At 55.9% G+C, this 23,691-nt stretch carries 22 protein-coding genes and 1 pseudogene; 8 read left to right on the forward strand and 15 right to left on the reverse strand.

Annotated features, from left to right (window positions below; genetic code table 11):
* Positions 1-19: 19 nt before the first annotated feature.
* From INR99_RS14465 to INR99_RS14485, 5 genes are read right to left on the reverse strand one after another with little or no spacing between them, the layout of a single operon-like run.
* Positions 20-1,402 (reverse strand): RNA polymerase factor sigma-54, encoded by a 1,383-nt coding sequence (locus tag INR99_RS14465; RefSeq protein ID WP_194117080.1) that lies wholly within the window; start codon positions 1,400-1,402, stop codon positions 20-22.
* 12 nt (positions 1,403-1,414) lie between these two features.
* Positions 1,415-2,140: an LPS export ABC transporter ATP-binding protein gene (gene lptB, locus INR99_RS14470; RefSeq protein WP_194117081.1), complete on the reverse strand. Its 726-nt coding sequence runs from the start codon at positions 2,138-2,140 to the stop codon at positions 1,415-1,417.
* Positions 2,137-2,640: a lipopolysaccharide transport periplasmic protein LptA gene (gene lptA, locus INR99_RS14475; protein WP_228098339.1), complete on the reverse strand. Its 504-nt coding sequence runs from the start codon at positions 2,638-2,640 to the stop codon at positions 2,137-2,139. The genes lptB and lptA overlap by 4 nt, the downstream gene beginning before the upstream one ends.
* Positions 2,594-3,193 carry an LPS export ABC transporter periplasmic protein LptC gene (gene lptC / locus INR99_RS14480; RefSeq protein WP_194117083.1) on the reverse strand — a complete coding sequence of 200 codons (600 nt, stop codon included), beginning with the start codon at positions 3,191-3,193 and terminating at the stop codon, positions 2,594-2,596. The genes lptA and lptC overlap by 47 nt, the downstream gene beginning before the upstream one ends.
* A gap of 9 nt (positions 3,194-3,202) precedes the next feature.
* Positions 3,203-3,718 carry a KdsC family phosphatase gene (locus tag INR99_RS14485; protein ID WP_194117084.1) on the reverse strand — a complete coding sequence of 172 codons (516 nt, stop codon included), beginning with the start codon at positions 3,716-3,718 and terminating at the stop codon, positions 3,203-3,205.
* A 77-nt stretch (positions 3,719-3,795) separates the two neighbouring features.
* On the opposite strand from INR99_RS14485, the gene INR99_RS14490 reads away from it, so the two are divergent.
* The gene (locus INR99_RS14490; RefSeq protein ID WP_228098340.1) at positions 3,796-6,078 is read left to right on the forward strand and encodes a monovalent cation:proton antiporter family protein; all 2,283 of its coding nucleotides are present in this window, start codon (positions 3,796-3,798) and stop codon (positions 6,076-6,078) included.
* Between the two features lie 62 nt (positions 6,079-6,140).
* On the opposite strand, the gene INR99_RS14495 is transcribed toward INR99_RS14490, so the two are convergent.
* Positions 6,141-7,292 (reverse strand): Do family serine endopeptidase, encoded by a 1,152-nt coding sequence (locus tag INR99_RS14495; protein WP_194117085.1) that lies wholly within the window; start codon positions 7,290-7,292, stop codon positions 6,141-6,143.
* A 12-nt stretch (positions 7,293-7,304) separates the two neighbouring features.
* On the opposite strand from INR99_RS14495, the gene INR99_RS14500 reads away from it, so the two are divergent.
* The 7 genes from INR99_RS14500 to INR99_RS14530 all read left to right on the forward strand — a co-directional run bounded on the left by INR99_RS14500 (position 7,305) and on the right by INR99_RS14530 (position 12,633).
* A complete protein-coding gene (locus INR99_RS14500) occupies positions 7,305-8,054 on the forward strand; it encodes a Nif3-like dinuclear metal center hexameric protein (RefSeq protein WP_194117086.1) in 750 nt (249 codons plus the stop codon).
* Positions 8,032-8,508 (forward strand): hypothetical protein, encoded by a 477-nt coding sequence (locus tag INR99_RS14505; protein ID WP_194117087.1) that lies wholly within the window; start codon positions 8,032-8,034, stop codon positions 8,506-8,508. The genes INR99_RS14500 and INR99_RS14505 overlap by 23 nt, the downstream gene beginning before the upstream one ends.
* 122 nt (positions 8,509-8,630) lie before the next feature.
* Positions 8,631-9,215: a ubiquinol-cytochrome c reductase iron-sulfur subunit gene (petA, locus tag INR99_RS14510; protein WP_194117088.1), complete on the forward strand. Its 585-nt coding sequence runs from the start codon at positions 8,631-8,633 to the stop codon at positions 9,213-9,215.
* A 12-nt stretch (positions 9,216-9,227) separates the two neighbouring features.
* Entirely contained in the window at positions 9,228-10,595 is a 1,368-nt protein-coding gene (locus tag INR99_RS14515) for a cytochrome b (RefSeq protein ID WP_194117089.1), read from the forward strand.
* A gap of 16 nt (positions 10,596-10,611) precedes the next feature.
* A complete protein-coding gene (locus INR99_RS14520) occupies positions 10,612-11,394 on the forward strand; it encodes a cytochrome c1 (RefSeq protein ID WP_194117090.1) in 783 nt (260 codons plus the stop codon).
* Between the two features lie 148 nt (positions 11,395-11,542).
* Positions 11,543-12,148 (forward strand): glutathione S-transferase N-terminal domain-containing protein, encoded by a 606-nt coding sequence (locus tag INR99_RS14525; RefSeq protein WP_194117091.1) that lies wholly within the window; start codon positions 11,543-11,545, stop codon positions 12,146-12,148.
* 65 nt (positions 12,149-12,213) lie between these two features.
* A complete protein-coding gene (locus INR99_RS14530; RefSeq protein WP_194117092.1) occupies positions 12,214-12,633 on the forward strand; it encodes a ClpXP protease specificity-enhancing factor in 420 nt (139 codons plus the stop codon).
* A 163-nt stretch (positions 12,634-12,796) separates the two neighbouring features.
* Here the strand turns inward: INR99_RS14530 and INR99_RS14535 are convergent.
* The 9 genes and pseudogenes from INR99_RS14535 to purM form a co-directional block, all read right to left on the reverse strand.
* A pseudogene (locus INR99_RS14535) lies at positions 12,797-13,591 on the reverse strand (DDE-type integrase/transposase/recombinase); the annotation flags it as partial.
* Between the two features lie 297 nt (positions 13,592-13,888).
* Positions 13,889-15,223 carry a TolC family outer membrane protein gene (locus INR99_RS14540; protein WP_194117093.1) on the reverse strand — a complete coding sequence of 445 codons (1,335 nt, stop codon included), beginning with the start codon at positions 15,221-15,223 and terminating at the stop codon, positions 13,889-13,891.
* A gap of 2 nt (positions 15,224-15,225) precedes the next feature.
* Positions 15,226-16,593 (reverse strand): HlyD family type I secretion periplasmic adaptor subunit, encoded by a 1,368-nt coding sequence (locus tag INR99_RS14545; protein WP_228098341.1) that lies wholly within the window; start codon positions 16,591-16,593, stop codon positions 15,226-15,228.
* A gap of 79 nt (positions 16,594-16,672) precedes the next feature.
* On the reverse strand, positions 16,673-18,367 hold the full coding sequence (locus tag INR99_RS14550; protein ID WP_228098342.1) for a type I secretion system permease/ATPase: 1,695 nt from the start codon (positions 18,365-18,367) through the stop codon (positions 16,673-16,675).
* Positions 18,368-18,496: 129 nt separating this feature from the next.
* Positions 18,497-19,756, reverse strand: coding sequence for an RsmB/NOP family class I SAM-dependent RNA methyltransferase (locus tag INR99_RS14555; RefSeq protein WP_194117095.1), 1,260 nt, complete (start codon positions 19,754-19,756; stop codon positions 18,497-18,499).
* A gap of 62 nt (positions 19,757-19,818) precedes the next feature.
* Complete coding sequence (locus tag INR99_RS14560) at positions 19,819-20,505, reverse strand: DUF3108 domain-containing protein (protein ID WP_194117096.1); 687 nt, start codon at positions 20,503-20,505, stop codon at positions 19,819-19,821.
* 2 nt (positions 20,506-20,507) lie between these two features.
* Positions 20,508-21,683 carry a DUF3108 domain-containing protein gene (locus INR99_RS14565; RefSeq protein ID WP_194117097.1) on the reverse strand — a complete coding sequence of 392 codons (1,176 nt, stop codon included), beginning with the start codon at positions 21,681-21,683 and terminating at the stop codon, positions 20,508-20,510.
* A gap of 1 nt (position 21,684) precedes the next feature.
* A complete protein-coding gene (purN, locus tag INR99_RS14570) occupies positions 21,685-22,317 on the reverse strand; it encodes a phosphoribosylglycinamide formyltransferase (RefSeq protein ID WP_194117098.1) in 633 nt (210 codons plus the stop codon).
* Between the two features lie 183 nt (positions 22,318-22,500).
* The gene (purM, locus tag INR99_RS14575; protein WP_194117099.1) at positions 22,501-23,541 is read right to left on the reverse strand and encodes a phosphoribosylformylglycinamidine cyclo-ligase; all 1,041 of its coding nucleotides are present in this window, start codon (positions 23,539-23,541) and stop codon (positions 22,501-22,503) included.
* Positions 23,542-23,691: the final 150 nt, after the last annotated feature.

Genomic DNA, 23,691 nt, shown 5'->3' on the forward strand with positions numbered 1-23,691 from the left:
TCCTTACGGTCTTACCTGTTTACAGGCTCTTGCGCTGATTCACCGGCGGGATTTGCAACATCTCCCGGTATTTGGCAACGGTACGCCGCGCAACCACGACACCCTGCCTTGCGAGTTCTTCTACCAGTGCGCTGTCAGACAGCGGCTTCTGCTTGTTTTCATTCTGCACCAGCTGGCGGATTTGTGCCTTGATTGCTGTTGCCGAACATTCTCCTCCTGTATCCGTTTCGACATGGCTACCGAAGAAGTACTTGAATTCCAATACACCTCTGGGCGTCAGCATGAATTTTTGCGTCGTCACCCGTGACACTGTCGATTCATGCAAGCCCAATTCAATCGCGATATCTCGCAACACCAGCGGCCGCATGGCAATCTCGCCCAGCTCGAAAAAAGCTTTTTGCTTCTCCACGATCACTTCAGCGACACGCAAAATGGTCTGCCCACGCTGCTCGATACTCTTCACCAGCCAGCGGGCTTCCTGCAATTGCCCGGAGAGCGACTGAGCATCTGCAGACTGCAGCACCTTGGCATAATACTCGTTTACCCTGAGACGGGGCTGAGCTGCACCGTTGAGTCGAACTAACCAGTGACCACGTACTTTGCTCACCACCACATCAGGAACGATATAGTTTGATTCCGTATTCCCCCACTGAGCCCCTGGCCGCGGATTGAGCGTACCAATAAGGGCTATGGCCTCGCGCAGCTCGGCCTCGTTACAATGTAACTGTCTTTTAAGTCTAGTGTAGTCCCGCTGCGCCAATAAATCGAGTGCTTCCTGCACAAGCCGCCCAGCCAGCTCTCTTGCCGGGGACTCAGGCTTAAGTCGCAACTGCAGAAACAAGCTCTCACCCAGCGAGCGTGCACCCACGCCTGGCGGATCAAATTGCTGGACATGCCTCAGCACCACCAACCAATCCTCCGGCTCGATACCCAACTCGGCCAACTCGCCAGCGCCGAACTGTTCGTGAAGCTCTTCTAGGGATTGAGTAAGCAAACCATCCTGATCCAGCGCATCGATCACCAGCATGATCAAGCCACGATCACTGGCAGATAAGGGCAACAACGCCGCCTGTGCCTGCAAGTACTCCTGCAGTGTCGTCTGTTGCGGCACATTCAATGCGGGGTCATAGTCATCATCATCGCCACTGCGTCCGCTGCGAACCTCATCCCAGAGGAGCTCCGGGGCATCCTGAGACTCATTCGTTGCACTGCCGGGCTCATCCGATGTAGGCTCGCCGGCCTCGGAAGGCTCAACTCGCTCAAGCAAAGGATTATCCGCCAAGAAGCCCTCCAGCTCCTGCTGGAATTCAAGCGTGGAGAGCTGCAGCAAGCGGATTGACTGGGCAAGCTGAGGAGTAAGATTCAGCTGCTGCGACATTCGCAGCTGCAGACTAGCCTTCATAGCGGTGCTTGCTTACATGCGGAAATTCTCACCCAGGTAAACACGACGCACGTGCTCATCCTGAATGATGGCTTCGGGCTGCCCTGATGCCAGCACCCGGCCTTCCGAGATGATGTAGGCGCGATCGCAGATGCCGAGTGTCTCGCGAACATTATGATCAGTAATCAGCACACCAATCTGACGCTCCCTGAGGAAACCGATGATTCGCTGAATATCCATAACAGCAATAGGATCCACACCAGCAAACGGTTCGTCCAGCAAGATAAAGCGCGGATTGCTGGCCAAAGCCCGAGCAATCTCGACACGGCGACGCTCGCCACCAGAAAGGCTCAAGGCCGTAGCATTGCGCAGATGCGATATATGCAGATCATGCAATAATGCGTCCAGACGATAGTTGATTTCCTCACTACCGCGCTGGTGGAGCTCGAGAACTGCACGAACATTTTCGGCGACAGTCATTTTTCGAAAAATGGACGCTTCCTGAGGGAGGTAGCCAACACCCAGTTTCGCCCTGCGGTGGATTGGCATGTCACTCACATCATGACCATCCAATTCGATACTGCCACCATTGGCTCCAACCAGACCAACGATCATGTAGAAGCTGGTGGTTTTGCCTGCACCGTTAGGGCCCAGCAATCCAACCACCTCACCGCTGGCGATATCCAGTGACACGTCGTGGACGACCGTTCGCTTGCCATAAACCTTCTTCAGGTTACTGGCCTTAAGCATGCTCGTCATTGCACAGCACTCGCGGCTTTTTTCTTCGGATTAATGGTGATATTGACTCGGCCACCCTTGGCACTTTCCGCCTGATACAGCTCTGTGTTCATGTCATAGATAATCACGTCGCCAATTACCAAATCCTTGCCACGCCTCACCCAAGCCTTGTCCATGATTTTCAGAATACCCGTAGCACCGTTGTAGTCAAACCGAAGCCCCTCTGCCTCTAGCCAGTCTGGGCTATTGTCCAGCTTGGTCTTGAACCGCGAAGGCGAGCCCCAGCCTTGCCCATACTGGGCGCCATTGGCATCTTCTTTTGTCACCAGTTTGTCCCCGGTGATTTTCATTGATCCCTGTACCACGACAACATTACCAGTACAAATACTGGTTTGAGTTTTCTGATCCATCTGGCAGCGATCAGCTGTAATGTTCATTGGCTGGTCACGATCTGCCTTTTCGGCCCACACAGAACTACTGAGAAGTATTGCCACCAAGGGCAGCACGAGCTGTCGGTACATAGGTCATTTTCACTTTGGAAAGAAGATCCAGCGTCTGCTGGCGATGGTCGGCGACAAATCCCACCGACTCCAGATGATGAGGCCCCTGATCTGCCGTTACAAACTGGCCAGAACGTGCCAATTGCTTGACTTGGTCGACCCAGATTTCCGAACCGCGGACTACCAACTCTGCAGCGGTTCCACTCGCCGCGCGAGTCAGGACGACGTTGCCATAAAACCAAGCTTCATCACCCTTGCGAATTGTACGGGCTCGCACCCCCTCGACGGTCAGCTGAGGCTCACCCGGCTTGGTCTGCACCAATCGAGGAGCATCGAAATACATCACCTCATCAAGAGGAACATGCTCTGCCGTACTCGCCTGCAACCTGGATACAGCCAAACCCGACGCATCAAGCCTGACAAGCGTCACGCTTGAGGCGCGCATATCGACGAGCTCAGGCGAGGACTTCTTGGCATTCAGCGTCACCACGCTGAACTGGTTTAACAGATAAACCAACCCAGCCAGGACACTGGCCAGCAGCAGCGGCAATAGATTGACGATTCGGTCGCGCAAACCGGTCTCCTAGCGCAGATACGGCGCCATGACACGCTCCCAGCTACCTTGAGCCTGCAGAATGTACTCACAGAGCTCACGAACCGCCCCACGGCCTCCGCCCCGTCCAGTTACGTAATGCGCAGATTGTTGGACCAATTCAGGAGCCTCGGGCACGGCCACCGCAAAACCAACCCTACGCATTACCGGAAGATCAACGACATCATCCCCCATATATCCGCATTCTGCCGCACTTACCCCTGCTTCAAGCAATAAACGCTCAAAGACCACCAGCTTGTCATGGGCACCCTGATGCAGAAAATCAATACCGAGATGACGGGCGCGGTTAGCCACGAGTTTTGAAGTCCTGCCCGTAATGATGGCCAGCTTAACCCCCGAAGAGTGCAGCATTTTCAAACCATGACCATCCAAAGAGTTGAAGGCCTTAATCTCTTCACCTGCATCCGTGTAGAACAGACTGCCGTCCGTCATTACACCATCGACATCGAAAATCATCAGTTTTACTGCTTTGGCAGTTTCTACCATTTATTGGAATTCCAGTTTGTAGCTACAAAAACCACATGTCCGCTAAACGTTAATACGACACGCGCACGCAACAAGTCATGCATATTCAGGGCACCCACCGGCTCACCTTCAGCGCCAACCACCAATTAAATCCTTTGATACCCCGCGCCCCCATGCAATGGAACCGCCTCGACAACCAAGACGGTGGGGGCAACCTTTGTGGAGCGACGCGACATTGCGCCCCCCCCAACATTGGCAAACACTTTGGAGCATTTCGCCGCAGCAGTATAAATGAGCACCCGCCCCCCTACCAGCGCCAACAAGCACAAAGGATGCCAAACGAGCCAGCCCGCAGCTGCGCTATAATCCGCGAGGATTGCACAGGAGATTGCATGGCTTCAGCATCGGCCCTCCCCCTTACCCCCATCCTCACCCTGTTAGCCACCTCGGTACTAACAGTCGTACTCTGCCGCAAGTTGAAGTGGCCTCCGATGCTCGGCTATCTGTTAGTTGGCCTGCTGATCGGTCCGCACGCCTTCGGACTGATCGCAAGCAGTGACGATGCGGCACAGCTCGCAGAGTTCGGCATTGTTTTCCTGATGTTTACCTTGGGGCTTGAATTCAATCTTGCGCGCCTCAACGCCATGAAACGCACGGTTTTCGGGCTGGGCAGTGCACAGGTCATTGCCACTGCCACCCTGATCGCAGCTACCTTGCTGCTTGCTGGACTGCATTTCAGCGCAGGACTGGCGCTAGGTGCGGCCATGGCAATGTCATCCACGGCCATGGTCTCAAAACTACTGACCGACCGGAACGAAATAAATACGCCACATGGACGGAATGCCTTCGGCATCCTGCTTTTTCAGGATCTGGCAGTCGTCCCGTTCCTGATTATTATTCCAGTACTAGGCCAACCACCTGAGGTGCTCTGGCGTGAACTTGGTTTTGCTGGCTTGACCATTGCCGCAGTGCTCTTTGTGCTACTCAAGCTGGGGCAGAAATTCATGCGCCCCTGGTTCAATCTGGTCGCGCGACAACACTCTAGCGAATTATTCATGCTCAATGTCCTGCTAGTGACTCTTGGCATCGCCTGGATCACTGAACTGGCCGGACTGTCTCTCGCTCTTGGCGCCTTTCTTGCCGGCATGCTGATTTCTGAAACTGAATACCGCTACCAGGTCGAAGACGATATCCGCCCGTTTCGTGATCTGCTGCTGGGGCTGTTCTTTGTCACAGTCGGTATGAATCTCGATTTCAGGATTCTGCTGCAGGAGTGGTGGCGTGTACTGATTCTTGTCGCATTCTTGGTACCCGGGAAAATAGCGCTGATCGCCGGACTTGCCCGCCTGTTTGGCGACACACCGGGAACGGCACTGCGCACCGGATTTGCACTAGGGCAAGGGGGCGAATTTGCTTTTGTTCTGCTTGCCCTGGCATCCGGCCAGCAACTTATACCGGCGCACTACCTGCAAGCCACACTTGCAGCCATCATCATCTCAATGCTGATCACCCCGATCCTGCTGCAGCACTCCGACAAACTGGTGCTTCGCCTAGCAAGCTCGGAATGGATGAGCCTCGCGGCCAATCTCCACCAGATTGCCGTACGCACCATGGCGGCGCAGGGGCACGTCATCCTTTGCGGCTACGGTCGCAGCGGCCAGTCGCTCGGGCGACTGCTAAGCAGGGAAAACATTCCCATTTTTGCCCTCGACCTCGACCCGGAGAAAGTACGAGAAGCCAGTGCAGCTGGCGAGTCAGTGGTCTTCGGCAACGCGGCCAAACGGGAGGTGCTGATTGCAGCCGGCCTAATGCGTGCCAAGGCAGTTGTCGTGACGTATGCCGATACGCATTCGGCACTGCAAATCATTGAAACAGTCCATCGACTACGTCCCGGATTACCCGTCATCGTCCGCACCACCGACGATTCGGACATTGAAAAACTGCGCGAAGCTGGTGCCGCCGAAGTGGTAGCCGACATCATGGAAGGAAGCCTGATGCTGGCATCCCATGCCTTGATGCTACTGGGCGTACCATTAAACAAAGTCGTACGCCGAGTGCGCGAGGTTCGCGAATCTCGCTACGAGCTGATCCGAGGATTTTATCGGGGCATCAACGAAGATTTCGACGAAGATGACAACCCCAGACTGGCACGACTGCACAGCATGGTGATTTCCGAGGGCAACTTTGCCGTTGGCAAGACTCTGGCTGCGCTATCACTACCAGACTATGGCGTCGAGGTGCGCAGCCTGCGCCGCAAGAACACCACGCCAGGCACACCTCAAGACAACATCACATTACAAGCTGGTGACGTTCTGGTTCTCCTGGGCGAGCCAGACAGCTTGCAAAGCGCTGAAAACCTGCTGCTCCAGGGCAAACCCTAGCGGGTATACCCGCAAAACAGGCTTAATACAAAGCCTACCAAGCAATACACCCGATAGCGTGGCTAGCGCTCCAGCTTGGGGCGCTTACCCACCATCACCGCCAACGGCATAAGCTTGCCATTGCGGTAGAAATTCATCTGCACTTCCTTTTGCGGAGGCAGTGCAGCCGTCAGATTAAGCATGTCGCTCGCATTCTTGACCGACCTCCCGTCTATCGCGGTCAGGACGTCCCCCGGACGTACCCCGGCACGGTCAGCCGGCCCCCCGCGCACAACCCCGGCAATGAGCGCCCCCGCGGAATCAGGGAGTCGAAACGAAGCAGCCAGCTCTGGCGTGACATCCTGCACCTCAACACCCAGCCAGCCTCGCGTCACTGCACCATCCTTGATGATTGCATCCATGACCTGGCGCACGGTGCTGACCGGAATCGCAAAGCCGATCCCCAGCGAGCCACCACTTCGGGAAAAGATTGCTGTATTGATCCCGACCAGCGTACCACTGGCATCGACCAATCCACCTCCAGAATTTCCCGGATTGATAGGGGCATCGGTCTGGATGAAGTTTTCAAAGGTGTTGATCCCGAGTTCGCTACGCCCCAACGCCGAGACGATTCCCATGGTCACCGTCTGCCCGACCCCGAAAGGGTTGCCAATCGCCAGCACGACATCCCCCACCTGCAGACGATCCGAATCGCCAAAGCGAATTGCAGGAAGCGCCGTGGCTTCAATTCGGATCACGGCCAGATCGGTGTCAGGATCAGTACCGATGACACGCGCTTCAGCCGTCCTGCCATCTGCCAGCGCCACTTCAATCTGGTCAGCCCCCTCAATCACATGATTGTTGGTAACGATATAGCCGTCCTCTGAGACAATCACCCCTGAACCAAGACTGGAAGCGCGCGGCGCATCACCGGGCCGCTCACCGAAGAAATGCTTGAAAAGCGGATCATTGATAGCCCGCCCAGGGCGACGAACCGATTGGGCAGTATAGATATTCACCACCGAGGGCACCGCAGCCTTCGCCGCCTCGCTATAACCTACCGGTGATTTGCCGGCCATTACCGCTGGCGCACTCGCCACAGGTGCTGGCACGGCTGGCGCACGGACAACTGGCGCTCGATACGACAGCCAATCCGGTTGAACCACAGACAGCACAGCCCAGACACCCAGCGCAACAGTGACGGTTTGTGCGAAAATCAGCCAGATTTTTTTCATGGTTGCGAACACATGCCTGTTATTCGACAGCAATTGGAAAATTATATCGGACAACTGCTTGAGCTTGGCCGTTTCCGCGATTACTGCCCGAATGGGCTGCAAATCGAGGGGCGCGAATCAATCCGGAGCATCGCCACCGCGGTAACGGCCTCGCAGGCAGCGATCGACGAAGCCATTGCCCTAGGCGCCGACGCATTGCTTGTGCACCACGGTTTTTTCTGGAAAAACGAATCGCCGCCTTTGGTTCGCAGCAAAAAACACCGCATCGCAGCACTGTTGCGCCATGACATCAACCTGTTCGGCTATCACCTGCCGCTGGATGCCCACCCGGAGCTGGGCAACAACGCCAGACTTGGGCAGTTGCTTGGACTGCAGCCAACCGGGCGCACCGGTGAACAGGACATGGTCTGGCTCGGCGAACTACCCGAGCCAATACAATGGCACGAATGGCAAGCGAGAATCGATTCCGCCACAGGCAGAACCTGCCTGGCCATCCCGGGTCGCACCGCCGTCAAGCGTGTTGCATGGTGTACGGGCGGCGCCCAATCTTATTTCCACGACGTGGCAGCCCTGGATGTCGACTGCTATCTCACCGGCGAGGCATCAGAATTTGTCACTCACTTGGCACGCGAATCCGGTGTCGGCTTTATAGCCGCCGGCCACCACGCCACCGAACGCTACGGCATTCGCGCGCTGGGCGAGCACCTGGCCAAGCAATTCGAACTGGAGCTGCATCATATTGAAATCGACAACCCTGTTTAAGCTGGCCGTAGCGGCTCTGGCTGCACTAGTAACCGCCTGCACGACCAATCCCACGAGCGCCCCCGAGCCATCCAGTCCCTCGCCCCCCGTTGCGGCCAGCCGCCCGGTAGCGGCAGATCGCGCGCCCAGCGTACTGATCCAGGGACGCAGCAACAAGGCCATCTTGGACGACATCGTCCAATGGCGAACCCAGCAGAAAAAAATGACTGTCCGCAGCCGCAGCAGTGATCGCGTGGAACTGGCGCTGTCGGTACAGCGCACCAGCACACCAACGGAAGCCCGCATTAGCTATGTGATCAGCAAGGAAGGTGATGGCGTACGACTGTCCGCCCGGGTTTTCCAGTTCAGCTACCCGGGCACCACCCGCGAGACTGGTCTGGACGTCACCCAGAGCATGGCTGACAAACTTCAGGAAGAACTGGAGCGCTATCGCAAACCAGCCAGCAGCTGGTAAGCCCTTGTGCGGCTTTCGCAACCATAAAACCCTACTCACGCAGGAAGTATTAAGTTCCCGCCTTGTTTAAGGTAGAATTTCGCAGTTTTTCGCTTTGAGTTCCGTCAATCAGGGATTGGGTTATGAGTGACCAGCAAGTAAACAATAGCAAGCGGCGGTTTCTGACGATCGCCACGGGCGCAGCCGGAGCAGCCTTTGGCGGCCTCGCGGCAACCCCGTTCATCGCCAGCTTCCTTCCGTCCGAGCGTGCCAAGGCCGCCGGTGCACCGGTCGAAGTCGACATCAGCAAGCTCGAAGCCGGGCAAAAAATCAACGTCGAATGGCGCGGCAAGCCGGTGTGGGTGGTAAAACGCACCCCGGAAATGCTGGCAGGCCTGCCCAAGCTCGATGGCAAGCTGGCCGACCCGAAGTCCGAAGTCGACCACCAACCCGAGTACTGCAAGAACGGGACTCGCTCGATCAAGCCGGAAATCTGGGTTGCCGTTGGCGTCTGTACTCATTTGGGCTGTTCGCCGACATTCCGTCCTGACCTGGCACCTGCCGATCTGGGCCCGGAATGGCTGGGTGGCTTCTACTGCCCCTGTCACGGCTCGAAGTTCGACCTGGCCGGTCGCGTCTACGCAGGCGTTCCTGCGCCGACCAACCTTGTCGTCCCACCGCACAAATACCTCAGCGACGCGATGCTGCTGATTGGTGAAGACAAATAAGCGAGCCCGACAATGAGCAAACTCCAACAAGCCGGACAACAGGTCCTGAACTGGGTTGACGAGCGCTTTCCGCTGACTTCAACCTGGAAAGCCCACGTCTCCGAATACTACGCACCGAAGAACTTCAATTTCTGGTACTTCTTCGGCTCGCTGGCCATGCTGGTTCTGGTCATCCAGATCGTGACCGGCATTTTCCTGACCATGAATTACAAGCCGGACGGCAACCTAATCCCGGGCACCAATATTTCGGTCGCCTTTGCCTCCGTCGAATACATCATGCGCGACGTTGCGGGCGGCAGCATCATCCGCTATATGCATTCGACTGGTGCCTCCATGTTCTTCGTGGTGGTGTACCTGCACATGTTCCGTGGGCTGGTATACGGCTCGTACAAGAAGCCGCGCGAACTGGTATGGGTCTTCGGCATGCTGATCTTCCTGTGCCTGATGGCCGAAGCCTTCCTCGGCTACCTGCTGCCCTGGGGCCAGATGTCCTTCTGGGGTGCCGCAGTTATCGTGAACCTGTTCGGTTCGATCCCGGTCATCGGCCCGGATCTGTCCGAATTCATTCGTGGTGACTTCGTGGTGTCCGATGCGACCCTCAACCGCTTCTTCGCGCTGCACGTGATCGCTGTACCACTGGTTCTGCTGGGACTGGTTGTGGCTCACCTGGTGGCCTTGCACGAAGTCGGCTCCAACAACCCGGACGGTGTGGAAATCAAGAAGAACAAGGATCCGAAGACCGGCATTCCGCTGGATGGCATCCCGTTCCACCCGTACTACACCGTGAAGGATATTCTGGGTGTGGCCGTATTCCTGGCCGTGTTCTCCGCCATCGTGTTCAGCGTGGCTGGCTTCTCGGCCGAAATGGGCGGCTTCTTCCTTGAGCACCCGAACTTCGACCCGGCCGATCCACTAAAGACGCCGCCACACATTGCGCCGGTTTGGTACTTCACGCCGTTCTACGCCATCCTGCGCGCCATCCCGTCATTCTGGGGCACACAGGTCTGGGGGGTTCTGGGCATGGGGGCCGCGACTGTACTGATCGCCTTCCTGCCGTGGCTGGATCGCTCGCCGATCAAGTCCATCCGTTATCGCAGCACCACCTTCAAGACTGCCGTTGTACTATTCCTGATCGCCTTCATCGGCTTGGGCATTCTGGGCGCACTGCCGTCCACCAATGTCCGCACGGTGATCGCACAGATCTTCTCGGTCATCTACTTCGGCTTCTTCCTGGGTATGCCGTTCTACACCAAGAACGAGAAGCCCTCTGCACCAGTACCTGATCGGGTAACCTTCAGCACCTGCCGCCAGAAGGTCATGTTCTTCGTGTATGTGGCCATTGCGCTGGGCGGCGCCTACCTGTTCGCCCACACGGTGTAATCGGGAGAAAACCACAATGAAAAATATGACAAGCAAACTCCTGCTGGCCCTCTGTGCCGTGATTGCAGCTCCGGTTTTCGCTGCCGGTGGTGAAGGCGTCAAGCTGGATCCGGCCAACATCAATCTGCGTGATACCGAAAGCCTGCAGCGCGGCGCTCAGACCTTCGTCAACTACTGTTTGTCCTGCCACGGCGCAGCCGTGATGCGCTACAACCGCCTGCAGGACATCGGCCTGACCGAAGCCCAGATCCGTGACAACCTGATGTTTGCCGGCGAAAAAGTCGGTGACACCATGAAGGTTGCGATGGCCGCGAAGGATGGCAAGGCTTGGTTCGGCGCCACCCCCCCCGACCTGTCGCTGATCGCGCGTTCGCGCGGCGCAGACTGGCTGTATAGCTACCTGCGCGGCTTCTACCGTGATGACTCCCGTCCAACCGGCTGGAACAATCGCGTATTCGACAAGGTTGGCATGCCGCACGTCCTGTGGGAACTGCAAGGCGACCAGGTGCCCGTGTTTGAAAAGGTGAAGAACCACAGCACAGGCAAGGAAGAAGAAGTCCTGACCGGCCTGAAGCTCGTCAAGGCGGGCTCGCTGACCACCACCAACGACAAGGGTGAACTGGATAACCACGAGTACGATGCCCGTGTCCGTGACCTGGTGAACTACATGGTATTCATGAGTGAACCGGTCAAGGTAAAGAATGAGCAGATTGGCTACTTCGTCCTGCTGTTCCTGCTGTTTGTTCTGGTTCCGATCAGCTACCTGCTGAAGAAGGAATACTGGAAAGACGTTCACTAAGCACAGCAAAATCAGACAAGACGGACGCCTTGGCGTCCGTTTTGTCTTTTACGATTACCATTCAATGACTTAGCGCGTTTTTTTTGTGTTTCACCCACCAAACCCAGTAAAATTACGTTTTATTGCAACATATCGCGGAGTCCTGTTCATGATGAAGCTGTACTCGGGCACATCCTGCCCCTTTAGCCACCGCTGCCGCATCGTTCTGTTCGAAAAAGGCATGGATTTCGAAATCCTTGACGTGGACATTCACAGCAAGCCGGAAGATCTGGCCGTCATGAATCCGTACAACGAGGTCCCCGTGCTGGTGGAACGCGACCTACAGTTGTACGAGTCCAACATCATCAACGAATACATCGACGAGCGCTTTCCGCATCCGCAACTGATGCCAGCAGACCCGATGGTCCGTGCGCGCGCGCGTCTGATGCTGTTCAATTTTGAGCGCGAGCTCTTTATCCACGTTAAGACCTTGGAAGATGGCGCCGCGACCAAAAAGACCCAGGATGTCGCCCGTGCAGCAATCCGTGACAGCCTGACCCAGATCGCCCCGCTGTTCTCCCGCCAGAAATTTATCCTGGGTGAGGAATTCTCGATGCTGGACGTTGCCATTGGCCCGCTGCTGTGGCGCCTGGAACACTATGGCATCGAAGTGACCAAGGCCATGGCGCCGATCCTGAAATACGGCGAGCGCCTGTTCAGCCGCCAGGCCTTCATTGATTCGCTAACTGCAAACGAAAAGGCAATGCGCAAGTAATTCAGCGGATATACTGCACAAGACAGGCGGGGCGTGATCAGCCCCGCCCATGGGAGAAAATGCGCATGCAGCAAACCACCGTTTCCACCAAACCCTACCTGATTCGTGCCATTCACGAATGGTGCTCGGATCAAGGCTTCACACCGTATCTGGTCGTTGCAGTACGCCAGAAAATGCAGGTGCCTCAAGAGTTTGTGAAGAACGGCGAGATCGTACTGAACATCAGCTACAACGCCACTCGCAATCTCACCATCGGCAATGACTACATCAACTTTTCAGCTCGCTTCAATGGCGTCTCGCGCGACATCAATATACCAGTCGGCGCGGTAGTCTCCATTTTCTCCCGCGAGAATGGCGAGGGGATGGGATTTGAGTACGAAGGCACTCCGGAGGCACATCTTGATGATGCCCCAGCGAGCACATCGGATAGCGAAGAGCCACCGCCCCGCCCCAGCGGCAGACCGCAACTAAGGATTGTCAAATAGGGCAGCCCTGCCGTCACCCCAAGGTTGCGAAACAATATTTCCAACAACTCCGGAGTGTCTAGAGAAGCCAGGGTGATTGAGTCTGCGCATACCCAGCAACTGGCTGCAAAGTCGGCTAAAGTAAGCCCGGACTCTGAAGCCAAGTGCTACTGAAAACGGGGTGACGTCGCGTGGCCAGCACCTCGCTGATCCGGCCATTGAAGCGTTCCACCATCCCATTCGTTTGCGGATGGCGCGGTTTGGTCAGACGATGCTCGATGCCGAGCGCGGCGCACAGCCTGTCGAATTCATGCTCGCCGCTGGCCTGCTTCTGTTTGTTGAACAGTCGGTCCGTGAACTCGCTGCCGTTGTCGCTCAGCACCGTACGAATCCGAAACGGCGCCGCCTTGTTCAAGGCGGCCAGAAATGCCTGAGCAGCTGCCGTCGTCTTGTGCGGCCGGATCTGCACGAATACCCAGCGGGTGGCACGATCAATGGCAACAAACAGATAGCGTCGCGCCGTTTCATCCGACATTTGCGGCAGGTACTTCACATCCACATGCACAAAGCCGGGTTCATACGCTTTGAACGGCTTCCCCTTGTCCGGGCATGCCGGTGGCTCAAGGCCCCGCAGACGACTGACGCCATGGCGGGCCAGGCAACGGCCAAGGCCGGCTCGCGAGACCGAGGGATTAAGGAATTCGCGCACGACAACCAGCAAGTCATCCAGGGCCAGATGCAGCAGTTTGCGGAGTTCGACGACGACGCACTCTTGGGCGGGTGTCAGTGTGGCTTGCAGATGATGCTCGGTGTGTGATTCATCGTGCACCGAGCTGCGCCGGCGCCATTTAGCAATGGTGGGCTTGCTGATGCCATAGCGGCGTGCAAGTTCGGCATCGGTAATGGCGGCCGGCGCGGACTGGATTTCGGCACGAACAGCCGGAGTGGTACGGGCGCGCCCGTGCAGACGGAGATTCATTGGCCTGATCTGGAGATCGACGTGCAGAGCGTACCCAAAACCGAACGTGCCAGATAGAGTCGCCAACTGCGGACAGGTAAATTATGATCCGAGACCAGACATCTATTGACGTTCAATCAGGAGGAACTGGATGCGATCGCCATCGTCTGAACACCCGTCCTCGCTCCGAACTGGGTTTCAAGATACCGATTGAAGTATTTGCCGAGTACTTTGATGCCGTTATCCAATCACCGCAGGCAAGCACACATTAACCCGGTAGCACGAGGACCTTGAGACTGCCAAGGATTACCGAATAACTTAGAACAACGCGCCATCGAGCACCGCGAAATCAGAATCAGCGAAAACCCCAGCAAAAATCTTAAGACGCACAAGTGATAACAAGTAGCTAATTCTTGACTCCGAAAGCTTGAGCTTTGCCTCAAAAAGACGGCTTTGTGCATTTAGCAAATCAACATTGGAGCGAACTCCCGCATCAACACTCTTTGCTGTTGCTTTAACTAGCAATTCGTTAGTTTGCACGGACCGCTGAAGCGCCTGTATTCGGACGACAAGCGAAACAACATTGCCATATTCTTTCTCAATATCTACATCAAGCCCTTCCGTTACTGCTCGCAAGTTCTCCTGCGCCGCAGTCAACTGTGAAGTACTCTGCCGATATTGAGATACTGTGTAACCCCCTTCAAAAACTGGAAAGTTGAAGGACAAAACTGCTGATCGACTGGTTAAAATAACACCTTCATTAGAATAACCAGAATCCTTATCCTTGGAGTACTGAAGCCGTAAATCGAGAGTCGGCGAAAAAGCAGCCAACGCCTTTTCAACATTTGAGCCGGCCCCTTTTACCCTCGCGGACTCAGCACGTAGCTCTGGCGAATTGAGTCTAGCAACTTCTTTCCATTCGGCCAAGGATAGCTCACCATGCAAAGTAGGGGCAAAGTCCTTAAAATCGACTGCCGCAATAGTGTAATTGGGCATGCCGATTATTTGACGCAGCACAGCCAGCTGATTCTCATTAAGCGCCTTGGCTGTGACTTGCTCGGATAATAACTCATCCAGCCGACTCTGACTTTCAGCCACCTCGGTCACAGTACCATAACCAGAAGCGTACGAGCGCTCAGCCTGCCTTAACAAGGCCTCGAACGTTACTTTTTGTTGATCAATCAACTTCATCCGAGCTGATGAAACAAGAGTACGCAGATAAGCTTCAGCCAACCGCTGTTTCAACTCATCAGTGCGCTGACCAAAATCAGCTTCCGCCTGCTCAGTTCTCCACCGGGCTTGATTGTATTCAGCAACAATTGCGGGGCGAAGCAAAGGCTGAGTCAATGTCAGACTGTAATTTTCAGGATAAAACTCATAATCGATCTTCTTACGAATATTTAGAATAATCGGAGCATCCCGCTCAGTATCATTTCTCCCATAACTAGCTCCAATCCCGATTCGAGGAAAAAAACCGGCACGAGCCATGGGCATGAATTCTTGGGCGGCCTCGCGCACAGAAACAGCCGTAGAATATTGGGGGTCATTCTGCAGCGCCTTGGAATAAAGAGCTTGCAACTCCCCTGCAGAAATCGGCTGAGCAGATAGACCCACTATCAACAATAATGCTTGAATAGTTTTTTTAACTTTCATGCTCAATGCTCTGTCAACGCAGGAGCCAAGTGGTTTAAAAGCGGGCGCAGAAGATAATCAAGCATGGTTCTTTCACCTGTTTTAACTACAACCTCGGCCGGCATGCCGGGCAAAACTTTCAAATTGAGCCTCGCAAGCTCAGCAAGGCTTTGCTTATCGACATGTACCGTTCCAACATAAAAGGCCATTCCGCGCTGATCAGTCAATCTATCAGCAGATATTGTTTTCAATTTACCCATAATAATAGGGACCTGACCTCGAGTCCCAAGTGAGGAAAATCTAACTTCAGCGGGCAAACCTGGGTGTACTTTGTCTATCAGGTGCGGAGGAATCTGAATGTCGACAACAAGAAGATCATTTTCAGGCACGACCTCCATCAAAGTCTCGCCAGGTTTTACCACCCCTCCTACAGTATGCTGGTTCAACCCTACAATGCGACCAGCAATTGGTGATTTGAGCGTCACTCGAGCCAACTCTTCCTCTGCGGACTGCAACTCATTCGACCAGCGATTCAGTTCTGTTTGTACTTGAGACATTTGGGAGTCGACATCTTTCAAGAAATCTTGCTCCGACTGCAGGCTACGCAACTGAGCTTCCGCGATTGCTCGATTTGCACGATCAATATCTGCGATTGTTGTGCTTCGCTCACCATTCAGTTGTGCTAGCATGCGCTCCAACTCCAATAGACGACTTCGAGGCGCATATCCCTCACTGACTAGATCACGCAAGCCAGCAACATCCTTCTCAAGCAACTCAATCTGCCGAGCACGGCTTTCAGAGAGCGCCTTTAATCCTCGAACCTGCTCCTGAGCCGAAGCCGCTGACTGTGCATAGATACCCTTCTGATTCTCTAGCGATTTTTTTCTGGAGATAAACAACTGCCGCTGTAATGCCACCGCCTCCTTAGCCTTCGGTTGCATTTCAGCATCCTTCAACAGACGAGCATCAAATACGGGCTCACTCAAGCGAGCTTGTTCACTCTGCAACCTGCCATATGTTGCCAGCATTTGCCAATAATTGTTCCTTACCGTCGCGACACGCGATTCGATCGGGGTCGAATCAAGCTTCAAAAGCGGCTGATCCTTAGCCACCAGATCACCATCCCGCACCAAAATCTCCCCCACGACTCCGCCCTGTAAATGCTGGATAGCCTTTCGCTTGGAGTCCACACTCACGACCCCCGGGGCAGGCACCCCCTCATCAAGAGGTGCCATTGCTGCCCACAGCAAGAATCCCCCAAAGCCCGCAGCCAAAAACAGCACCCCTAAACGGATTGTGCGGTTTAACTCATCCTTTGGGCTGGTCCTCTCGGGCATGACTTCTGCTGAAGCCACACCGAGTCCAAAGAATCTGCCTAATCTCTGCTTCATGAAAATGCCTTATGACAATGGGTAATGAAACGCACCCAACAACTCAATGAGGAACTGAAAAACAGACTATCTACGCATCCTAGCCAGTTGATGATTGTCCGTTCAATTTTGCCAGCACTTGATCTCTCGGACCGAAAATGCGCTGAGTCCCTTCTGCAAGAACCAAGAGATTATCTACAGCCGGCAACACGGAGGTACGGTGAGTAATCACCACGATCGATGAGCCCTTTTGTTTAGCGGCTAACAGAGCAGCTACAAGAGCCTTCTCGCCCAGTTCATCCAGGTTGGAGTTGGGTTCATCCAGGACAATCAAACTGGGAACGCGATACATCGCCCTCGCGAGACCAAGGCGCTGTCTTTGTCCACCAGACAGATTGGCCCCGCCTTCGCCTATCGGGGTGTCATAACCTTTAGGCAATTTAAGGATCATGTCATGAACTCCTGCCAACTGGGCCGCCTCGACAACTGCCTGGCTATCGATCTCAGAAAAACGAGAAATATTCTCTGCAACCGTTCCAGAAAACAGCTCGACATCTTGAGGTAGATAGCCCATGTGAGGGCCTAGCTCAGCCTTATTCCAGCCATAAATATCAACACCATCCAGGCGAACGCTGCCTGAAGATGCTGACCATACCCCGACTAGCAAGCGGGCCAAACTAGATTTTCCAGATGCACTTGGCCCGATAATACCCAGCACCTCCCCTGGCCGGACATGAAAATTCAAACCGCGGAGTATTGTGTTATTCGTGCCGGGTATATGCGCAATCAAATTCTCGACAACCAAGATACCCTTCGGCTCAGGCAAAGGCATACCATACTTACGTTCAGGATATTGCTTCAGCAAATGCTCTAGGCGCGTAAATGAAGTGCGAGCCTGCACAAATTGCTTCCATGAGCCAATCATCAAATCAATTGGCCCCAGCGCTTTACCCATAATTATCGAACCGGCAATCATCGCTCCGGGTGAAATCGTCCCTTCAATGGACAGGTATGCACCAGCCCCTAACACCAGCGACTGCAAGCTGATACGAACAAATTTAGACATGGTTGATACAGTGCCTGCTTTGTCACTGGCATAGGCCTGAAGTGCAAGCGACTTACCATGATGCGTCTGCCATCGCTGCATCAAACCACCCAACATGCCCATCGCCTCAATAACCTCGGCATTCCTCAAGCTGTTCGTTGCAAAATTTCCCGAACGAGCCATGTGCAATTGAGACTCTGTCAAGGGCTTCTTGGTCAAAACCTCCTGAAGAATGGCCAGCCCCACTAGAATCAACGCTCCGCCGATTGCAAGCCAGCCCATTAAAGGCGCAAAAAGGAAGAGTATGAGAAGATAAACAGGCATCCATGGCGCATCAAAAAAAGCGAATAGACCATTCCCAGTAAGAAACTGCCGCACATTATTCAAATCTGACAATGATTGCCCTGCATTAGCGCCAGCTGATCGCAGGTTGTTTTCAAATGAGGCTGTAAAAATACGATGTCCCTGAACCTCATCCATTTGGTTGCTAATACGCACCAGGAGCCGTGAACGGACAAGCTCCAACAATCCCGAGAGCGCAAACAACCCAAGAACAATTGCTGTCAGCACGAGAAGTGTGACTTCATTCCTGCTAGCGAGCACACGGTCATAAACCTGCAGCATGTAGATGGAAGGTGTCAGCGCCAGCAAGTTGATGACCAGGCTGAAGGCTCCTGCGACAACAAAATACCGCCGCATCTGATACAAACTTTCAGCCAACTCACCAAATTGACGGGGTTGTTGTGTCATGACTTCCACTCTCAGATTCTTGCTAATGGCGAAGGATTCTAGCGAAAAATCCCACTCAAAGCTGATTAATCATTGATAACGCAAGAATGAAGAAAGCAATAACAACACTCAGCGCACATTGACATACATCTAGAGCTTCTTCTGCAGCACCGCAGCAAAAAAGGCATCGGTCTGATGCAGCTGGGGCCAGAGCTGCAGCATGTCGCCTTCCAGCGCAATCTGCACCCTGGCATCAGCGAGCAGCTGCTGGGCATTCAGCAGCTCGAAGTCCGGATGCTCAGCGAGGAAGGCGCGCACTATCGTTTCGTTTTCTGCCGGCAGGAAACTGCAGGTGGCGTAAACCAGCCGCCCTCCAGACTTTACCAGGCGCGCAGCCGAAGCGAGGATGCTGGACTGCTTGGCATTCAGCTCCGCCACGCTTTGCGGCGACTGCCGCACCTTGAGATCCGGGTTGCGACGGGTGGTGCCCATGCCCGAGCACGGTGCATCAACGAGCACCGCGTCGAATTTGCCGGCCAGCCGCTTGATCTTCTGGTCGTTTTCGCTGGCAATCAGCTGCGCCTGCACGTTGGACAAGCCCGAGCGAGCCAGACGCGGCTTAAGGTTATTCAGGCGCTTTTCCGATACGTCGAACGCGTACAGACGCCCGGTTGAATTCATCATCGCCCCCAGTGCCAGCGTCTTGCCCCCCGCACCGGCACAGAAGTCGGCCACCATCTGGCCGCGCTTGGCGCCAGTCAGCAGCGCCAGCAGCTGACTGCCTTCATCCTGCACTTCGAACACGCCTTCCTTGAAGAGTGTCAGGCGATTGACGGCCGGCTTGCCCTCCAGACGCAACCCCCAGGGTGAATACGGGGTCGGCTGACATGCCATGCCGTGCCGCTCGATCTCGCGCTGTACGCTATCGCGTTTCATTTTCAGGGTATTAACCCGTACATCAAGCGGTGCACTGCTTAGCAGGCTATACCCAAGCTCAAGAATAAATGCCTCACTGCGCCCGGTATCGAGCAGCATCTGCACCACCCACTCGGGCAGGGCGGCGCGCACATGCAAGGGGGCATCCTTGACAGGGCGAGCCTTCAATTGTCCGGCGCGCTCTTTATCCTTGTCATGAAACGCTGCCGGCAACTCGCGCAGATTCAGGCGCTTCACGCCGACAAACCAGGCCAGCAGAATCTCGCGCGTGCTGGCATTGCCCTCGGTAATCCACTCCAGCTGGGGCAGGTGGCGCAACACACCAAACACCGTTTCGGCAATCACATTGCGATCATTGGCACCCAGCTCAGGGTGATCGCGAAAATGCCGCGATACGATGCCATCAACCGGTGCGGTGAAACCCAGTGCGACGCTCAGGATATCCAGCGTTGCGGAAAACTGTACTGCATTCATTCCATTCTCCAGCCTCTTTCGAGGCAGTATGACCGACCCGTGGCCGGCCTGATACATTGATCTCATCTCGCCGCCGGCGCCTGCAGCACCGTCTTGCCATCGATCCGGATTTCGCTGGCCACCAGGTCGAAGCTCCCTTCCCCCAGATTGACCTGCATGCGCACGGGCAGATTACTCCAGCCGCTGGCCAACCAGTAATCGACACTGCGATCTTCCAGCTGGCCATGCCAGCGCACCACCGGTATGTCACGCCCGCCCAGTGTCAGGGTTTCACCCGGAAAAACCGTAAACCGCGCACCGGCATAACGCTTGCGGCCGTTAACCAGCGCAAACTGTGCCTCTGTAGCTTGTTGCTGGGCCAGCTGGAACGCGGCCGAGAGCAGATCCTGATCACCGGACTGCAACTCAGCTCGCTGCTGCTCGCCGGGCTTACCCAGCTGCAAGGTGCCAGCCTGCCAGTCAAAATCGGCCCGGTAGCGCGGGGCTCCGCTGCGATCACGGAAATCGGCGAACGACTCGGGGCGCAACCCGGCACGACTCATCTGCCCCTGTGACAGATAGGTGAATTGCCGGTGCAGAATAGCCATTTGCAGCTCAAGCCGGTAAGCGCCGGCGGCCTGCGACCAGCGCAGCGCGGCGGGCATGATGCCGTAGCGGTACTCAATTTCAGCTTGCCGTGGCAAGCCAGCCCAAGCCGTCGCCACCAGCTGCAAGGGGGCCAATACCAGCACGAACAAGCGATAGTTCACGGTCAGGGTCTCCGCATATTACTGTCCACTGCCGCGCCGGGGCGAGGACCATCCAGCACTCGCTGACCATCCAGTTCGATGATATTCGCCCAGAGGTCAAAACTACCTTCTTTGGGTATATCCACCGTCATCCGCACGGGAAGATTATTCCACTGCGGCGCAAGCCAGAAATCCACCCGCCGATCCTGCCAGCGGCCGCGTAGCAGTACCGCATCGATATGCTGGCGCCCGATGGTCAGCGTTGCTTCGCCTGCCGGTTCGAAATGGATATCCGGGTAACGCTTGCGGCCAGTATACAGCGACATGGTCTGCGCCCTGCCACCAACCAGAGCCAGATGAAACGCCGCCGAGAACAGGTCCTGATCACCCTCCTGCAACGCCTCTTCCTTGCGCTGCCCCGGCTCGCCGATTTGTACTTTCATGGCCTGCCAATCAAAATCGACCTGGTACTTCGGCTCGGGCTTGTTGTCTCGGTACTCACTGAACTGGCGAGGCACAATGCCCTGAGCCGTGATCTCGCCTTCGGAATGGAAAGTCCGCGACTTGAAGCCCAGCGATCCCTCCACATCCAGCCTGTAGCTACTCTGACCAATTTGCCAGTGCATGCGCGCCGGAACAGAGCCCCAGACATAGGTTACCCGCACATCACGCGGGAAACGCCCCATCTGCTCGGTGCTGGCAGCCAGCACGGTACTGGCCCGAGTGCGAACGGGGGTCGAGGCCGGGACCGGTGTCGCCCGCGGCGCACTGGCCAAGGCCACCATGCTGGCAGTAACCGCAGCGCTTGCCTGCGAGGATGTTGCGACCGCGATGGCCGGGGCCGATGCAGTCGCAAGCGGGACAGGCTCAGTCATCGCCCTTACCCGGCTGGCTGCGGTGCGGGCGACCTTGCTCTCTGGTCTTGCAACAGCAGTGATCTTCACCGGGACGGGCGAACCACCAAACCGGACCTCCAGTTGCTCAGCGGGCTTCACGCCACGCAGAGCCTCCGGTTTGCCGGGCTCTGCATCCGCCAGTCGCTGCGCCTGCAGCGTCTTGCTGACCTTGCGCAACTCGGTCTCGGCAAACTCCGGGCGCGTCAGCCAGGCGTACAGCGGCTGGGCAATGAGTGCCGCCAAATGCAGCAGCAGTGACAGCCCCAGAGCCAGCCAGAAGGCGTAACGCAACCAGTGCGGCATCTTAGCCGGGCACTCGCAAAGCGGCGGACTCATCCAGCGGACGTGCATAGCGTACCCGACCTGCAACCAGTGCAAAGTCACCACTGATGAATGCGCGCACCGCCGCCGGATACAGCTGATGCTCCTGCTTCAGCACCCTTGCAGCCAACGTGTCTGCGCTATCCTCATCCAGCACCGGTACGGCCGCCTGCGCCACCACCGGACCATGATCCAGTTCGGCGGTAACAAAGTGCACGGTACAGCCCGCGATTTTCAGCCCGTCTTCAATTGCGCGCTGATGCGTATGCAGCCCCGGATAGGCCGGCAGCAATGAAGGATGGATGTTCAGCATCCGACCGGCAAAACGATTGACAAATACCGGCGTCAGTATGCGCATATAGCCAGCAAGCACCAAGAGGTCTGGCTGCATACCCTCGATCTTATCGGCCAGCACGGCATCAAATTCATCACGCGAGGCATAGGCCTTGTGATCCAGTGCCAGCGTCGGAATCCCCCGTTCATTCGCCCAGATCAGGCCGGCAGCATCCGGACGGTTGCTGATGACCGCGGCAATTTCTGCACCAGGAATACCGGCCTCGACAATCGCCTGCATGTTCGAGCCACGCCCGGAAATCAGTATGACTATTTTCTTCATCTTTTTGCACCACCAGCCTTGGCCTCGCCACGAGGCACGACCAGCTGGCATGATTGTTGTTCTTCGCTCCAGCGCCCCCCGGCATCCAGACAGCGGTCTTGCGCCATCCAGCCGAAACTCGCCCGAAAAATGACAAACGCCGCTAGCACTGCTAGCGGCGCAAGAAGCAGGCCAATCCCGAGGTTAAGCAACCTGGGTCTGATGCTCATCACCCACCCGCTCGCGGATCACGCCGATGCGGTACACCGTTTCGCCTTCTGCCACCAGGAACGCCGCCGCGCGCTCGGCGTCTTCCGCCGCCACAACGACCACCATGCCGATGCCACAGTTGAAGGTGCGGTACATTTCCTGTTCCGCCACATTGCCTTCGGCTTGCAGCCACTTGAACAGCTTGGGCATTTCCCAGCTCTTCGCATCGATCTGGGCAACGACGTTCTCCGGCAAAACGCGGGGCGTGTTTTCGGTGATGCCACCTCCGGTGATGTGCGCCATACCCTTGACCGGCATTTCGGCCATGAGTTTCAGCAACGGCTTCACATAAATGCGCGTCGGCGCCATCACCACGTCAGCCAGCGACTTGCCGTTCTCGAACGGCATGTTGTAGTCGGCGTTGGTAAGGTGCAGGATTTTGCGGATCAGCGAGTAGCCGTTGGAGTGAGCGCCATTGGACGCGAGCCCCAGTACCACGTCGCCGGCCTTGATCACGGCCTGGCCATTGATGACCTTGCTCTTTTCGACCACGCCGACAGCAAAACCAGCCAGATCGTATTCACCGACCGGATACATACCCGGCATTTCGGCAGTTTCGCCACCGATCAGCGCACAACCGGCCTGCTCGCAGCCTTCGGCGATCCCCTTGATGACTTCGGTCGCTGCCGGCACGTCCAGCTTGCCGCAGGCAAAGTAATCCAGGAAAAACAGCGGCTCGGCCCCCTGCACCAGAATGTCGTTCACGCTCATGCCAACCAGATCGATGCCGACGGTATCGTGACGGTTGAGCTCAAAGGCCAGCTTCAGCTTGGTACCCACGCCATCGGTGCCGGAAACCAGCACCGGTTCCTTGTATTTCTTGCTGATCTCGACCATCGCGCCAAAGCCGCCCAGACCACCGAGCACCTCGGGACGCATCGTGCGCTTGGCATACGGTTTGATGTTTTCGACGAGCTGATCACCGGCGTCGATATCGACGCCCGCGTCGCGGTAACTCAGGCTTTGCTTGGTCATGGAAATGATGGCCTCGTGATGAATACGGCGTTAAGCGGTGCTTTTGCGCTAGAATGCCGCGCTATCCCGCTTGGAAAACGCCGCATTTTACCGTAAGTCGCGAACAAAGGTGCGCCCAAGCCGCCGCCACCGATCAGCCATCTGCAACAG

Source organism: Chitinilyticum piscinae (genome assembly GCF_015223195.1).
GTDB lineage: Bacteria > Pseudomonadota > Gammaproteobacteria > Burkholderiales > Chitinibacteraceae > Chitinilyticum > Chitinilyticum piscinae.

Coding starts and splice junctions, on each gene's coding strand:
- INR99_RS14465 (WP_194117080.1), bottom strand. CDS start 1,402: ATGAAGGCTAGTCTGCAGCTGCGAATGTCGCAGCAGCTGAATCTTACT.
- lptB (WP_194117081.1), bottom strand. CDS start 2,140: ATGACGAGCATGCTTAAGGCCAGTAACCTGAAGAAGGTTTATGGCAAG.
- lptA (WP_228098339.1), bottom strand. CDS start 2,640: ATGTACCGACAGCTCGTGCTGCCCTTGGTGGCAATACTTCTCAGTAGT.
- INR99_RS14485 (WP_194117084.1), bottom strand. CDS start 3,718: ATGGTAGAAACTGCCAAAGCAGTAAAACTGATGATTTTCGATGTCGAT.
- INR99_RS14490 (WP_228098340.1), top strand. CDS start 3,796: ATGCATATTCAGGGCACCCACCGGCTCACCTTCAGCGCCAACCACCAA.
- INR99_RS14495 (WP_194117085.1), bottom strand. CDS start 7,292: ATGAAAAAAATCTGGCTGATTTTCGCACAAACCGTCACTGTTGCGCTG.
- INR99_RS14500 (WP_194117086.1), top strand. CDS start 7,305: ATGCCTGTTATTCGACAGCAATTGGAAAATTATATCGGACAACTGCTT.
- petA (WP_194117088.1), top strand. CDS start 8,631: ATGAGTGACCAGCAAGTAAACAATAGCAAGCGGCGGTTTCTGACGATC.
- INR99_RS14515 (WP_194117089.1), top strand. CDS start 9,228: ATGAGCAAACTCCAACAAGCCGGACAACAGGTCCTGAACTGGGTTGAC.
- INR99_RS14520 (WP_194117090.1), top strand. CDS start 10,612: ATGAAAAATATGACAAGCAAACTCCTGCTGGCCCTCTGTGCCGTGATT.
- INR99_RS14525 (WP_194117091.1), top strand. CDS start 11,543: ATGATGAAGCTGTACTCGGGCACATCCTGCCCCTTTAGCCACCGCTGC.
- INR99_RS14530 (WP_194117092.1), top strand. CDS start 12,214: ATGCAGCAAACCACCGTTTCCACCAAACCCTACCTGATTCGTGCCATT.
- INR99_RS14540 (WP_194117093.1), bottom strand. CDS start 15,223: ATGAAAGTTAAAAAAACTATTCAAGCATTATTGTTGATAGTGGGTCTA.
- INR99_RS14545 (WP_228098341.1), bottom strand. CDS start 16,593: ATGAAGCAGAGATTAGGCAGATTCTTTGGACTCGGTGTGGCTTCAGCA.
- INR99_RS14550 (WP_228098342.1), bottom strand. CDS start 18,367: ATGACACAACAACCCCGTCAATTTGGTGAGTTGGCTGAAAGTTTGTAT.
- INR99_RS14555 (WP_194117095.1), bottom strand. CDS start 19,756: ATGAATGCAGTACAGTTTTCCGCAACGCTGGATATCCTGAGCGTCGCA.
- INR99_RS14565 (WP_194117097.1), bottom strand. CDS start 21,683: ATGCCGCACTGGTTGCGTTACGCCTTCTGGCTGGCTCTGGGGCTGTCA.
- purN (WP_194117098.1), bottom strand. CDS start 22,317: ATGAAGAAAATAGTCATACTGATTTCCGGGCGTGGCTCGAACATGCAG.
- purM (WP_194117099.1), bottom strand. CDS start 23,541: ATGACCAAGCAAAGCCTGAGTTACCGCGACGCGGGCGTCGATATCGAC.